Origin of the sequence: Pedobacter sp. D749 (assembly GCF_019317285.1) — a bacterium.
In the GTDB taxonomy this organism is placed as follows: domain Bacteria; phylum Bacteroidota; class Bacteroidia; order Sphingobacteriales; family Sphingobacteriaceae; genus Pedobacter.
In genome coordinates this window covers 5,685,449-5,700,758 of the sequence record NZ_CP079218.1, presented here as the reverse complement: position 1 = coordinate 5,700,758, position 15,310 = coordinate 5,685,449, and the positions used below count along the sequence as shown (strand labels likewise).

Genomic DNA, 15,310 nt, shown 5'->3' with positions numbered 1-15,310 from the left:
TTACTTTGTGTGCTCTGTGGTTAGTTTTAGTTTTTCCGCTAAGCGCGTAACACAAGACGCATAGCAAAAATCTTTAAAATTCTATCACCTGTGCGCTCACTAGTGCTTCATTTTTCACCACAGAGAACGCAGAGTTGATACAGCGTTCACTGAGAATAAATATCCTTCATGTTTCTCTGTACTGTTACTTTATGTGCTCTGTGGTTAGTTTTAGTTTTTTCGCTAAGCGCGTAATGCAAGACGCATAGCAAAACCTTTAAAATTCTATCACCTGTGCGCTAACTAGTGCCTCATTTTTTCACCACAGAGAACGCAGAGTTTTGACACAGCGTTCACCGAGAATAAATATCTTTCGTGTTTCTCTGTACTGTTACTTTATGTTCGCTGTGGTTAGTTTTAGTTTTTTCCGCTAAGCGCATAACGCAAGACGCATAGCAAAAATCTTTAAAATTCTATCACCTGAGCGCTAACCGGCGCCAAGGTTACTGGAATGCTAGTTCCTGCCGGGATATTCAATTTTTTATCTGTTAAAAGATCCGTAACCGGCGATGAATGTTTAACTTTTAAAATCTTATCAGGGATTTCAATATTGGCGGTTAAAGTTTCTGTCCGATCGAAATTGGCCACGACCAATAAACGCTGTTTGTCAGAGTAACGGATAAAAGCATACATGCGGTTGTTCATGTTCCCAGCAACAGGCACTTCATAAATTTCGCCATTTATTACAGCATCGCTTGTGGAAGTAACTTTTAATAACTGTTGGTAGTAAGCGCGTAATTTCTGCTCATTTTCATTTAACTGTTTACCATCAAAAGCACCATTATTCATCCATTTCTGGTGGTTCGGAACGCCCCAATAATCGAAAATGGTCGTCCGGTTATCATCTCCGCCGAATCCTTCCTGACCTTTTCCCGGTTCGCCAACTTCCTGACCAAAATAAAGCATTACCGGACCGCTACCTAAAGTTGCCGAAACTACCATTGCGGGTAGCGCCAGTTCGGCCTTACCTGCAAATCCGGCAGATGCAATGCGTTCTTCGTCGTGGTTTTCTAAAAAGCGTAACATGCGATGGCCAAAACCGGCGCTCTCTTTCTGCCAAACGAAACGGATATCTTTTACATCTGCGTTTGGTTCATTCCTGATCAATCTTTTTAAACCATCATATAAACCCACTTTATCGTAGAGGTAATCAAATTTACCTTCATCTAAATATTGTTTATAAACTTTTGGATTATAGGCCTCTCCGATAAAAATTAAATCAGGATTCACTTTTTTAACCTGTGGAATGACCCAGTTCCAAAAAGCAATGGGTACCATTTCGGCCATATCGCATCTAAAACCGTCCACTCCTTTATTGGTCCAATAGGTTAAAATATCACACATTTTCCGCCAGACTGGCGGAATGGGATCAAAATATTGTTTTTCTCCGTTCTGATAATCTACGCCGTAATTTAACTTAATGGTTTCGTACCAATCGTCGTATTTAGGCTGCGCCGAAAACACATTGTTCCCTGTTGCTTTAGCAGGATTTTCATCAAATTTTCCATCCTGCAAACTCGTAATTGGTGTTTGCTTTGCACCACCAGTTGGCGGGGCAAACGGCTGACCAGGAGTATAATAAAAATCGTTCTGAGCACTAAATGCTTTTGTTACATCATCCTGGGCACCAAAATCGATTACATTTTTTGGCTTTGCATAGGAATGATAGCTCCTGGCAACATGATTGGGTACAAAATCGATCAGCACTTTTAAGTTTTTAGCATGTGTTCTTTTCACTAGCGCTTCAAACTCCTTCATTCTGTTATTAACATCAACAGCCAGATCAGGATCCACATCGTAATAATCGCGGATGGCGTAGGGCGAACCTGCTCTTCCTTTTACCACATCGGCATCATCAGGTTTAATTCCGTATGCAGAATAATCAGTTAAACTTGCATGGGCAAGTGCTCCGGTATACCAAACATAATTTACGCTGAGTTCTTTTATGCCATCTAAGGCATTATCGGTAATATCGTTAAACTTACCCGAACCATTTTGCTCAATGGTACCGTAGGGTATATTCGTGCTATTTTTATTCCCAAATAAGCGGGGCAATAACTGGTAAATAACGATCTGTTTATCGTCCATTTTTGTACTTTGTTTTTGTGCAAAGGATGATGATGAAATAAGTAAAAAGAAAATTGCCAAAATATAGGCTACCGCATTAAGATTGCTTCGTTCCTCGCAATGACGATCAGTCGAGGCAAATCTCCGTCCTGTCTCCATTTTACATTTTACCTCTACAATCATACCAACGCTGTGTTGTTTACTTCAATTTCAGTATTTCCAGTCAATTTATAAAACTGGTTTCTGATACCAATTTCTAAATCAACAGCGGCATTATTTTTAATACTGATACCGCTCGCGGTAATATTTATCTTTAGGGTAGCGCCTCTGAAGCCGATGGTAAATGAAAAAGATTTCCATTTACCTGGCAAGAAAGGATTAAACTGCAATTTACCATCGCGCACACGCATGCCGGCAAAACCTTCTACCACACTCATCCAGGTTCCTGCCATAGACGTGATGTGTAAACCATCTTCTGTATCGTTGTTATAATCATCCAGATCTAAACGTGCAGTACGTAAGTAGAATTCGTATGCACGTGCTTCGTCGTTTAATTTCGCTGCTAAAATACTATGTACGCAAGGTGATAAGGAACTTTCGTGCACGGTACGTGGCTCATAAAAATCAAAGTTGCGTTTTAACGTATCCAGATCGTAATCTTCTTCAAAGAAATATAAGCCCTGTAAGACATCGGCCTGCTTAATGAAACACGAGCGTAAAATCCTGTCCCAGCTCCATTTTTGATTAATCGGACGTTCGCTGGCAGGAAGATCTTTCACCAAAGTTTGTTCTTTATCTAAATACCCATCCTGTTGCAAGAAAACACCCAGTTTTTCATCTTGTGGGTAATACATTTTCTCGATGATATCAGCCCAATCTGCAAACTCCTTTTGATCGAAATTTAAGTTTTTTAATAAGCTGTTATATTTTTCCGGTTGTTGTTGTTTTACTATTTCTGCAGCTTCAGTTGAATATTTCATACACCAGGCTGCTAAAATGTTGGTGTACCAATTGTTATTTACATTGTTCTCATATTCGTTTGGTCCGGTTACACCAAGCATTACATATTGCTGTTTGTCGTTGCTCCAGTTAACGCGTTGTTTCCAGAAACGTGCAATGCCGATCAATACTTCTAAACCAAAATCAGAAAGATAACTTTCATCGCCAGTGTAACGGATGTAATTAAAAATGGCAAAAGCGATGGCACCATTACGGTGGATTTCTTCGAAAGTAATTTCCCACTCATTATGGCATTCCTCACCGTTCATCGTTACCATGGGATATAGTGCTGCACCATCTTTAAAACCTAATTTTGCTGCATTTTCTATGGCTTTACCCAATTGTTTATGGCGATACACCAACAGATTTTTACTTACTTCCTGTGGAGCTGTTGCCAGGTAAAAAGGCACGCAATAGGCCTCAGTATCCCAATAGGTTGAACCACCATATTTCTCTCCTGTAAAACCTTTCGGACCAATATTCAATCGATCATCTTTACCGGTATAGGTTTGAAAAAGCTGAAAAATATTGAAACGAATAGCCTGCTGAGCAGAAACATCGCCTTCGATAATGATATCACTTTCTTCCCACTTGCTTGCCCATGCTTCAGTTTGTTCCTTTAACAAGGTATCAAATCCTTTAGCAGATGCTTTAGCTATTACCGATTTTGTTTCTTTTAAAAGTGATTCTTTGGGATAATTTTCTGAAGATAAATTCGCCGCAATTTTAACCAGCGTGATCTCTTCATTTGCTTTTACCTCAAGAGAAAAAGTTTGTCCCACAAATTTCTCTTTACGAACAGCCTCTGGATTGAGATTTAATTTCTCCGCGTTTTTATACAGCTCGATATTACTCCCTGTGCAAACTTCAAATTCAGTTTTCTTTGTTCTTAGTTTGATATAAGCTTCGGTTCCAGAAATTTCATCTGCAGCTTTATCCCAGAATTTTTCATCATAGTTGCTGTCCTGATTTTTAACATCACCATCAATAAAAGGCGTTAATGTTAATTTACCATCGAAATTTAATGGCGTAATGCTATAACGGATGGCGCCAACTTCATCATCAGCAATGCTGCAAAAACGGGTTGATTTAACTTTTAGGGTTTTACCGCTTTTTAATTTTGCCGTGAACGTCCGCTCCAGGTATCCCGCATTCATGTTTAGCACACGTTTAAAATCGCTTACCTCAGCTGTTGCCAGATCAAGGATTTCTTCATCTAGTTTTACTTCGATACCAACCCAGTTTGCAGCGTTCAATACTTTCGCAAAATACTCGGGATAACCGTTTTTCCACCATCCCACACGTGTTTTATCTGGATAATAAACACCTGCAACGTAATTTCCAGGTAGGGTTTCTCCGGTATACGTTTCTTCAAAGTTGGCGCGCTGGCCCATACGTCCATTACCCAAACTGAAAATACTTTCCGAAATTTTATTTAAATGTGGATCAAAGCCTTCTTCGATAATATTCCACTCATCTGCTTTAATGTAATTTTTCATATTCTAGTATCAAGTAGCGAATTACTAGTATCAAGTAATTAGTATCGGGTATCAAGATAAATTCACTACTTGATACTCACTACTTAATACTTGCTACTCCTTTACAACTCTTCTAAATCTTTAACTGTTAATTTATCTAATCCACTTACTACCACATCTGCATCGGTGAGTACGCTTTTTTCGCCGATACCGATGGCTTTCATTCCGCCTCTTTTTGCTGCTTCTACACCGGCAACAGCATCTTCAAAAACCACACATTCAGCGGGTTTAAAACCTAAAAGTCCGGCTCCTTTTAAAAATACTTCCGGATCGGGTTTTGATTTAGTGACCATGTTTCCATCAACAATTTCATCGAAGAAATGGGCCAAATTTGTTTTTTCTAAAATGATCCCTGAGTTTTTGCTGGCTGAGCCCAATGCCAATTTATAACCGGCTTTGTGAATCGCGGTTAAGAAATCAACCGTTCCAGGTAAAACTTCAGCAGGTGTCATTTTGGTAATCATATCTACATACCAGCCGTTTTTTAAACTGGCAAGTTCTTCTTTTTCGGCATCGGTTTTATCTACTCCGCCCCAGGCGAGAATCTTGTTTAAACTTTCTACCCGACTAACGCCTTTTAACTGCTCGTTCTGCTCTTCTGTAAAATCGAAACCCATAGTGTTGGCTAAACGTTTCCAGGCTTTATAATGGTAAACGGCAGTATCTACCAGCACACCGTCGAGGTCGAAAAGACAAGCTTTGATTTGAGATTTGAGATCTGAGACTTGAGATTTGAGATTTTCTTGCATCTTTTATTATATTTTTTTGTATCAGGTAGTGAGTATCAAGTATCGAGATGTAAAGCCCTGCATTTTAAATCCTATACCGTTTAACCTTCTACCTTAATTCAAGCACCAAAGTGGTCTCAGCGGGTACTTTAATGTTTTTGAATTCGATGTTTTCGCCCGAAATTACGTTTTTAGCAGAAGTAATTCCTGCTGTTCTTTCTGCAAAACGATCGGTATTTAATGTTTTTTCTTTTTCAGTATTGTTTACAATAACCATTACAGTGCCTTTTGGTTCTACATTGTAGCGGAAATAAACATAAATATCATCTTGCGGTACAAACTGCATCAATTTACCTGTTTGCAACGCCGGACTGTTTTTGCGGAAATTCGCTAAGGTTTTTACAAAGTTGAACGCTTCATTCTCTTTGTTTGTACGTCCATCGGCAATGAATTTATCTTTTTTATCGCCTTCCCATCCCCCAGGAAAATCAGAACGGATCAATCCATCTGGATTGGAGAAATTTTTCATTAAAATTTCAGTTCCGTAATACATCTGCGGAATGCCCCGCATGGTTAACAAGATACTCATTCCCATTTTGTATTTATCGAAATCTTCACCAACCATCGAATAGAAACGGCTCATATCATGATTATCTAAAAAAATACAGTTGGTATTAGGGTTTTTATAAAGAAAATCGTGCGCTAAGGTAGCATACAAACGGTTAATCCCGTCTACCCAACCGTTTTTCCCGTTTATTCCTTCGTAAATAGCATCTTTTAAAGTGGCATCGGTAATACCCTGCAAGTGGGTATCGAAACCGCGGTTAACCGTATTACCACCTGTAAAAAAGGCTTGGTTGGCCACTGCAGTTACCAATGTTTCGCCAAAAACAGATAAGTGCGGGAATTCTGCCTGAACTTTCAAAGCCCAATCGGCCATGTAAACCGGATCGTTATATCCATAAGTATCCAAACGTAAACCATCAATACCAGCATATTCTATCCACCAGATGTGGTTTTGGGTCAGGTAATTCTGAACATAAGGATTCCGTTGGTTTAAATCGGGCATTGAAGGTACAAACCAACCATCTAACATTTGTTTACGATCTGCCGCAGAGGCATGTATATCCATCACAGTCTGATCCCGGTAACTCGTTTGCGTATACTTTGGCCATTGGTTTAACCAGCTTTTCATCGGTAAATCTTTATAAAACCAATGTTGGGTACCAATATGATTGTGTACAATATCTTTAATCACTTTTAATCCTTTGGCATGGGCAATCTCTACATACTTTTTGTAAAGTGCATTTGTGCCATAACGTGGATCTATTTTATAATGATCGGTTACTGCGTAGCCATGATATGAAGCTTGTGGCATATCATTTTCTACCTCTGGTGTCATCCAAACTGTCGTAATGCCTAAATCTTTAAGGTAATCTAGGTGATCAATTACACCTTGTATATCACCGCCATGGCGGTAGTACATGCTATCGCGGTTTAATGCGGTTTCGGTTAAACCCTGAACAACATCGTTGCTTCTATCCCCGTTCGAAAAACGATCGGGCATGAGCAGGTAAATAAAATCTTTGTTGGTTACGCCCTGAATCCTGCCCGCACTTTTATCGCGGTTTTTTAATTCGTAGGTGTAAGTAAATGTCTTTTTTCCGTTAAGCGCAAAGTTAATCGGGAATTTGCCGGCTTTGGCTGATGGAGCAATTGTTAAGTCGAGAAATAAATAATTCGGGTTTTCTACTTTGTTAACCTTTACGAGTTTTACCCCTGGATAAGTTAATGAAACCGAGCTTGAAGCAATGTTTTCGCCATGAACAAGCAATTGCAACTTAGGATTGAGCATACCTGTAAACCAGAACATTGGTTCTACCCGCTCTAACTTTTGGGCAAAAAGATTGATACTGCTAAACAGTACAATAAGAATAGTCAACGTTTTTTTAAATCCCCGTGCATTTGCATGGAATTTAGTTTGAGCATTTAAAACAGAAGAATTAACGGAAGGAAAGGTAGCAGAGGTAGGCGATTTTATCATGCTAAAACTTTTTAATATTTTAAAAATCCTGCAGAGATCAAAAATCTCTACAGGAATAGTATAGTTAATAATTAAATTTTAACCAAGGTGTAAGCACCTGTCTTACCATCAGCATTAAGTGTTAAGATCAACTTATAGGTACCAGCGACAGTAACATTAATATCTCCACCATTATCACCAATACTGGTTCCCCAATCGTGATTTCTTCTGAACTTAAAGACACCAGGAGTTAAAGCAACTGTTGCAGTCCATGTGTTTTTACCATCGTTTACCGGACTAAGGTCAGTATCAACAGACCAGTTACTTCCGGGAATGGCATTACCAATAATTGACCAATAATCTGCATCGGCGATGGTGTAGACATTCGCATTAAGATCGACAGTTAGCAGTTTAAAACCCGCCGAAACGGAGCTGATATCACCACCGGAAGTACTGAGTTTACCACCTCCTGCATCGCCATAAGCTAAGTCAAATTTCTTAGCAGCAGTAATCTTAAAATTACCACCATCAAACTTGATAATTCCGGTATAAATGCCATTTCCGGCGACAGAAACTAAGCTATCAGCCGTTGGCGGACTCCATCCCTGATATGCCCCCGGTACGTACACCCAGGAAGTTAAAGGAAATGGTTTTGCACTTATAGAAACTACATTGCTGTAAACCGGGGCTATCGCATTGGAGATGGCCGCTTTTACCCTGATTTCTACATCAGAATTTACAGCAGTAGATAGATTTAAAGAAAGCAGTAAATTATTAAAATCCAACCCGTTGTAACTTTTAGTAGTCGCATTTGGATCAATAATTACTTCTTTTGTTTTATCTGCTGCAAAGTTTGCTCCTTTTGGAGACAATTGTAAAGTATTGATAACAGCTGCCTGATACCCAAAATTGGCATTGCTTAAAGTAAAAGTAACCACATTGGTAGTGAGCATGCTTTTATCCAAAACTACCGATGTAGCTGAACTTTTTAAAGAACCTCCGGTACCTGCATTGGCTATGGCACGGATTTCGTCTTTTTTGCATGACCATAGCGAGAGCGTGATAAAGCTAAAGGCTAAGGATTTAAAGAATATTGATTTCATCTTTATAAAATATTAAGATTAATAACCTGTGTTCTGAACCAGATTCGGATTGGCAATTAAATCTGCTGTCGGAATTGGATATAAGTTACGGTAAGCCGGTAAACTTGCGCCTGCTTTAACGCCTCCTTTAAACGGCCATAAATAATTGGAACCAGTAAATTTGCCATAACGGATCAGATCGGTACGACGGTGTGCTTCCCAATACAATTCACGGGCACGTTCGTCTAAAAAGAAGTCTACAGAGAGGGTGCTTACATCTCCACTATTGTTACCATAAGCACGGCGACGTAAATTATTCACATAAGTAAGTGCTTGTGCTGTACTACCGCCAGAACCACCACGCATTACGGCTTCACCATAGATTAAGTATTGCTCCGCTAAACGGAATAATGCAAAATCCAATGAACTGAATATTCCGTTTAACGATGGAGGTGTAACTTTTTCGGAGGTAACATTTTTAAATTTGGTTACCCTTAAACCATCTGTAAATACACCAATGTCATCTACATTGCTTTTCGTACCAAAAAATATCCCGCGTTTATCTGCCGTTCCGTTAGGATCAGGAAATAATGCCGGTAAATTCTGACGGGTCCTGTTACCACCCCAACCACCTGAAGGTACTCCATATGATGCAGGGCTCATGTCTGCATTAATTGCAGCATTAACCAAAAAGGTAGTTCCTCCGAAATTTGTTCCTCTTACACCATCGTAATTAATGGTTAAAATGTTTTCTGTATTATTTACATTATTATCGGCCAAAAATAAATCTTTGTAATTGGCTTTTAATGAATAACCAGAGTTGATCACCTTAGTTGAGTAGGTAATGGCTTCTGTATATTTTGCAGTTCCCGTGTATACCTGGGCATTTAAATATAATCTGGCTAACAACGCCCAGTCGGCTCCTTTATCTGCACGGCCATAATCATTGGTACGAGGATCGGCTAAATCGCCTTCAATCGCTTTTAATTCTGATTCTACATAAGCGAACAAAGCTGCTCTTTGAATTTGTTTAGGATTGGTTTTGCCAATCGCATCCTCTTCTGTTACGAAAGGGGGATTTCCGAAACCATCCAATAAAACCCAATATTGAAATGCTCTTAAGAAACGGGCTTCTGCACGGTAACGTTGAATGGCTGAAGCATCTGCACCAGTAATATTGCGACTTGCCAGCTTCTCTGGTGTACTTTCGCGAAGAAACTCATTGCAAATCGTAATCTGCAAAATGCTTTTAGAATATAAACCTCTTAAAAATTGATTATCGCTATTCCAGGTAGCATAATCTAATTCCGGAATACCTGTATCTCCCCAGGCACAAATTGCTTCATCGGTTACCAGCTCCTGGGAAGTCCAGAATAAACGGAAGAAATCTGCAAAACCAGCGTTTAAGCCACCAATATCACTATTATCCGATCCTGTTGGACTGGTTAATGCGTATGTAGCGTACAATTTTACCAGCTCTTGTTTGTATCCTGCAGGCGTAGCATATACCACGTCGGCAGTTACATCATTCGTAGGCTTTAAATTTAAGGCATCTTTCTTACAAGAATTTAAAGAAAGTAATAAACCTGTGGTTGCCAATATTATTTTAAACGAATTTTTCATTTCTCTTTATCTTTATTAAAAACCAACATTTAAACCTAAAGTGTATGTCCTTGGTCTGGGATATAACTTAAAGTCGATACCATCTGTTAACTCAGGATCCAGCCCTTTATATTTAGAGATTACAAACACATTCTGGCAATTGGCCGTAATTCTTAAACTGGTGTTGCTATTTTTAAATAACTTACCGGCGTCATAAGCCAGGCCAAGGTTATCCATTTTTAAGAAGGAAGCATTTTTAACATAGTAATCACTTAAATACTGACTTGTAGTAAAATTTGTATTTAAGAAATCTACAGCAGCATTGTTAATTAAGCCCGCTGAGCTAAGGATATTGTTTCTAATACCAAAGTTTGATGATACGTTATCATAAACATAATTGCCTAAGTTAGCTCTCAGTACCGTAGTAATGGTCCATTTTTTATAGCTGAAGGCAGTATTGAATCCCAAAGTAATTTTAGGATCTGGCGACTTATAAAAATACTGATCACTTGAGTTCACTACACCATCGCCATTTGAATCTTCATATACACCTTCCAGTGGCTTTCCGGCACTGTTATAAACCTGTTTGTAAACGTAGAAGGCACCAGGAAGTTGATTTACCGCATTGTATTTAATGGTAACCCCTGTTCCACCAGTAATGTCGCCAGCACCTTGCTTACTTCCCGGATCAGGATTTAAGGTTAAATTGGTTACTTTTCTTTTGTTATAAGCTGCATTGAAGCCAAAATCCCATGAAATGTTTTCCGTTTTGATAGCTGCAAAATTTAAGCTAAACTCAGCGCCTCTTACATCCATATTACCCACATTGGTAATCAAATTATTGTTAAAGTTTGTTCCTACAGGAATGTTCACCGTAGCCAATAAATCCTTTGTCTTTTTATAATAAACGTCTATTGCTCCGTAGATTCTTCCTTTGAAAAAGCCGTAATCTAAACCAGCATTATAGGTAGTAGTGGTTTCCCATTTCAAGTCCGGATCATAGGCAGATGGTGCGTAATAATCATAAAAAGTATTGCCTATCTGATACTGTCCCGTATTACTGTTCGAATAATATTTAGCTAAATAACTGTAATCGCCCACGGTATCTCCATCTTTATTACCCGTTTCACCGTAACTTAATCTCAGTTTTAAATCTGAAACCGCTTTACTTTCCTTTAAAAAGTTTTCGCCCGCAATTCTCCAGGTAAAACCAACTGAAGGGAAATAACCCCAACGGTTTTCCTCGGCGAACCTTGATGACGCATCTGCACGCATGGTTCCTGAAAGGATGTATTTATCGGCTAAGGTGTAAACCAACCTTCCGTAGTAGGATAATAGTTTGTTGCGGTCAACAGAGAATGGAAACTTAGGCGTTGTTCTTAATACCCCTGTTGCGCTATATTCATTAAAACTATAGTTTGTTTTCGCATTATCATAATAACCATAACCAGCAGTTACATCAAAACGACTTCTGATGCTGGCCACATCTTTGGCATAATTTAAATAAAATTCTGATACCTTATTGTTGGATGTATTCAGAGATTGAGTAGAAGATCCGTTAGTTGAAAAGCTTGTGGCGGCAAATGCCGGAACAAAAATACGTCCTGTGCCTTTAGAAACATCATAACCTAAATTTAAGTTAGCATGCAACTCTGGTAAAAAATGGAAAGAATAGTCGAACCTTACATTTCCGAAGCTTCGGGCGGCATTTCCATTATTATTTCTTAACATGATCTGCGCTACCGGATTTCTTGGTGCGTTGGGATTCAAGGATCCGTCTGCTCTTAACCATTCGAAATAATTCCCAAACTGATTATTTGCGGTAACTGGTTGCGTAGGGTCAAACTGGATGGCATTGGCAATGGCATTATTGTTATCATTGGCAAAGTGGGATTCGGTTAATGTACCCTTCAGGCTTAAATCAATTTTTAAGTGATCGGTAAATAATCTTGGGGAAACGGTAATAGCACCTGTTGCCCGGTTAAACCTATCGGTAATTAACAAACCTTGCTGATCTAAATAACCTGCTGATACACGATATGGAACACTATGAAATTTACCTGCAATACTGAGGTTATTATCACTTGCAAAAGCATTTTGAAAGATTTCATCCTGCCAATCAGTATTTGCTTTTCCTAAAAGCGAAACAAATGTTTTGCCCACATCATAAGCAGCGGTTGGATTGGCATTTACAAAAGTACGGATTTGATCTGCTGAAAGCACGTCTACCTTTTTTGCAATGGTTGCAACAGAATTACTGGTACTGAAATTAATTACCGGCGCACCTGTACCCCCTTTTTTGGTGGTAATTAAGATTACACCATTGGATGCTCTGGAACCATAAATTGCTGTAGCATTTGCATCTTTTAATACAGTAAAGGTCTCGATGTCGTTCGGGTTGATCAATGATAAAGGACTAGGTGCATTATCGATTGATTTTCCACTGAAAGGAACTCCATCAATAACAATTAAAGGATCGTTACTGGCATTTAATGAGGCTCCGCCACGGATACGGATCTGACTACCAACCCCTGGCTGACCGCTACTGCTAATAATGTTAACCCCTGCTACTTTTCCTTGGATAAGTTGCTCAGGGGTTGTAATTGTTCCTTTTTGGAAATCTTTAGCACCTACCGTAGTGATTGATCCGGTTAGATTCTTTTTTTCGGCAGTACCGTAACCGATTACCACAACTTCGTTCAGTTTTTGTGCATCAGGCACCAATTGAAAATTTACGGTAGCATTTGCTGAAATGCTTACAGCTTTATCAAGGGTTTGATAGCCGATAAAACTTGCAGATAGCGTTATCGAACCATTCGATAATCCTGCCAGTTTAAAATTACCATTAGCATCGGTTGATGTACTTCTTGTTGTTCCTTTAACAACTACAGAAGCGCCAGGTAATGGTAGGCCGGTTTCATCAAGCACCTTACCAGATATAGATCCGGTTTGCGCTTTTACCATTAATGCTGAAAAAACTAACAGCACCAAAAGCCCCTGTTTTAACAGGTAAAATACTCTCATATTTGAAGCTCGTTTAAGTATAAAAATTTGGTTAAATATTATAGTGATTTACACACAGGCCTAATTTACAGCTGTTAATGATATTTCAAAATTTATTTAAAAAATATATTTTTGGCTAAAATATTGACAAGAAAATATTCGTAAAAACCAACTTTTTTCGCTAATTCAAAAACAACATTAATTAATTAATAAATTAATATTTATTTGATAATCAATAAATTAAAAACATAAATTTTTAATTTTAAGTGTAATAATTACACTAAGCCATTTTTAAGGCTTTTTTCGGGAACGTTCCCGAAAAAATTAGATCAAAATTCAGTCATCTTTCGGGAACGTTCCCGAAAATCAATCAGAATTCTGCTTATTTTACACTAAGTGAAGAATTTTTTTGAAAATTTCGGGCTAAAAATCAGTCCGTTTTCAAGGGCTTTATTTACCATTTACGGTAGAATTCCGCTTGATAATTTTAGATGCTAAAACCACCTCGTTTGGCAGGTTCTTATCGGCATGATCATCTAAAATAGTAAACAACAATTTAGCCGCTTCCTCTCCTATTTCGGTGGCCGGTTGGGTGATCGTAGTAAGTGAAGGATTTAACAAAGGGGCGATTTCCAAACTCGAGAAACTGATCACCTTTAAATCTTTCGGAATGTTAATATTGAGATCGTAACAAGCATAATAGGTAGCAAAAGCCAAGCGCTCTACCGAGGTAAAAACACCCTCTGGTTTCAATTGCATTAAAGCCTCTTTAATGATCACACTATTTTCTTCATAGCTGTTACTGCAATCTACAATTAAATTTTCTTCGAAAGGAATCTGGTGTTTGGCCAGTGCATCAAGATAGCCCTGCATACGGGTCTTACCTATAGATAAACTTTTATTCACCACCAGGTAAGCAATTCTTTTACAATCCTGCTCTATTAAATGTTCTGTTGCCAGAAAACTGCTGTTATAATCATTTGTAATGACCCTTGGAGTATCAATGTCTTCATAAATACGATCGAAAAACACAAGAGGTAGCCTTTTGGTGCCAAATTTATTGAGGTAATTATGATCATTGGCTTCTCCTGAAACGGACATGATAATGCCATCGGCCCTGCCATTGTGTAAGTGGCGAATGAAAGTTACTTCCTTTTTATAATCATCATCGGTTACGTAAATCAGAATATGGTAACCATTTTCTCTGGCTACCCGCTCAATACCGTGAATGGCCTGCGAAAAATAATTGTTCGCTAATTCGGGAACGATGACGGCAATGGTTTTACTTTTTTGCTCCCTTAAATTACTGGCGTAATGGTTGGGCTGGTAGTTTAACTCTTTCGCCTTGGCCAGTATACGCTCTTTGGTAACACTATTAATGTCACTATTATCCCTAAAAGCCCTCGAAATTGTAGAAGTAGATAATTTTAATGCTTCTGCTAACTTTTTTATATTAATACTATCCATTTTTGGCTGTTAAACCCAATTAAGTCGAATAAACGCTGTAAATATAAACGATAAATGTCCGAAATATTTATAAGCTTTAAAATTCTGCGTTTCGCATTCTATTACATAGCTAAGCATTTTGCTAAGAAATCTAGTCTAAAAACCATATATAATCGCCAATTGGTAAAATTCTTTAAATAAATATTCATTTTTTTTAAAACAAAAAGCATCTTTACTGCATTAATCATTATACGCTATTAATCACCTTCTCATTTACCTATTGCAAACAAAACTAGATGAAATAAAATTAAAAAATGGGAAATAAGAAAATATTCATCGCCGATGATGACGAAGGAATTGTTGATGCTGTGACTATGATTTTGGAAGTAATGGGCTATGATGTTGAATTTACATATGACGGTGGGGCAGTAATAGATGCGGTAAAAAACAAGCCAGACCTGATTATGCTCGATATTTGGATGAGTGGATATGATGGCAGGGACATATGCAGGCAACTTAAAAACAATCCGGAATTTAGTAAAATTCCAATTTTAATGATCTCCGCCAGTAGAGACATCAGGCAATCTGCAATCGATGCAGGTGCTAATGATTTTATGGAGAAACCATTCGAGATGGATTCGCTGCTGAATAAGGTGGAAGTATTGTTGGACTAGATAAAGGTGTAAGGTTAAGGTGTATGGCTTTCCGAAACGATCGTCATCTCGACTGGCGCGCAGCAGAACGGAGAGATCTGCCTTCATAAATTTAGCTTCGCTCAAAATC

General features: G+C 38.5%; 9 protein-coding genes. 1 reads left to right on the top strand and 8 read right to left on the bottom strand.

The features are described 5' to 3' along the window. Nucleotides 1–444 precede the first annotated feature (444 nt). From KYH19_RS23450 to KYH19_RS23415, 8 genes are all read right to left on the bottom strand, one after another. Nucleotides 445–2,265 carry an alpha-amylase family glycosyl hydrolase gene (locus KYH19_RS23450; RefSeq protein WP_255562511.1) on the bottom strand — a complete coding sequence of 607 codons (1,821 nt, stop codon included), beginning with the start codon at nt 2,263–2,265 and terminating at the stop codon, nt 445–447. A 20-nt stretch (nt 2,266–2,285) separates the two neighbouring features. Continuing rightward, nucleotides 2,286–4,604 carry a glycoside hydrolase family 65 protein gene (locus KYH19_RS23445; RefSeq protein WP_219076985.1) on the bottom strand — a complete coding sequence of 773 codons (2,319 nt, stop codon included), beginning with the start codon at nt 4,602–4,604 and terminating at the stop codon, nt 2,286–2,288. 101 nt (nt 4,605–4,705) lie between these two features. Next, nucleotides 4,706–5,392: a beta-phosphoglucomutase gene (gene pgmB / locus KYH19_RS23440; protein ID WP_219076984.1), complete on the bottom strand. Its 687-nt coding sequence runs from the start codon at nt 5,390–5,392 to the stop codon at nt 4,706–4,708. Between the two features lie 88 nt (nt 5,393–5,480). Further along, on the bottom strand, nt 5,481–7,415 hold the full coding sequence (locus tag KYH19_RS23435; protein ID WP_219076983.1) for a glycoside hydrolase family 13 protein: 1,935 nt from the start codon (nt 7,413–7,415) through the stop codon (nt 5,481–5,483). A 71-nt stretch (nt 7,416–7,486) separates the two neighbouring features. Next, a complete protein-coding gene (locus tag KYH19_RS23430) occupies nt 7,487–8,497 on the bottom strand; it encodes a SusE domain-containing protein (RefSeq protein WP_219076982.1) in 1,011 nt (336 codons plus the stop codon). 18 nt (nt 8,498–8,515) lie between these two features. Then, nucleotides 8,516–10,099: a RagB/SusD family nutrient uptake outer membrane protein gene (locus KYH19_RS23425; protein WP_219076981.1), complete on the bottom strand. Its 1,584-nt coding sequence runs from the start codon at nt 10,097–10,099 to the stop codon at nt 8,516–8,518. Nucleotides 10,100–10,114: 15 nt separating this feature from the next. Continuing rightward, entirely contained in the window at nt 10,115–13,102 is a 2,988-nt protein-coding gene (locus KYH19_RS23420; protein WP_219076980.1) for a SusC/RagA family TonB-linked outer membrane protein, read from the bottom strand. A 429-nt stretch (nt 13,103–13,531) separates the two neighbouring features. Next, entirely contained in the window at nt 13,532–14,548 is a 1,017-nt protein-coding gene (locus KYH19_RS23415) for a LacI family DNA-binding transcriptional regulator (protein ID WP_219076979.1), read from the bottom strand. Nucleotides 14,549–14,841: 293 nt separating this feature from the next. Here KYH19_RS23415 and KYH19_RS23410 point away from each other — a divergent pair, with 293 nt between their 5' ends. Next, nucleotides 14,842–15,201: a PleD family two-component system response regulator gene (locus KYH19_RS23410; RefSeq protein WP_219076978.1), complete on the top strand. Its 360-nt coding sequence runs from the start codon at nt 14,842–14,844 to the stop codon at nt 15,199–15,201. Nucleotides 15,202–15,310 lie beyond the last annotated feature (109 nt).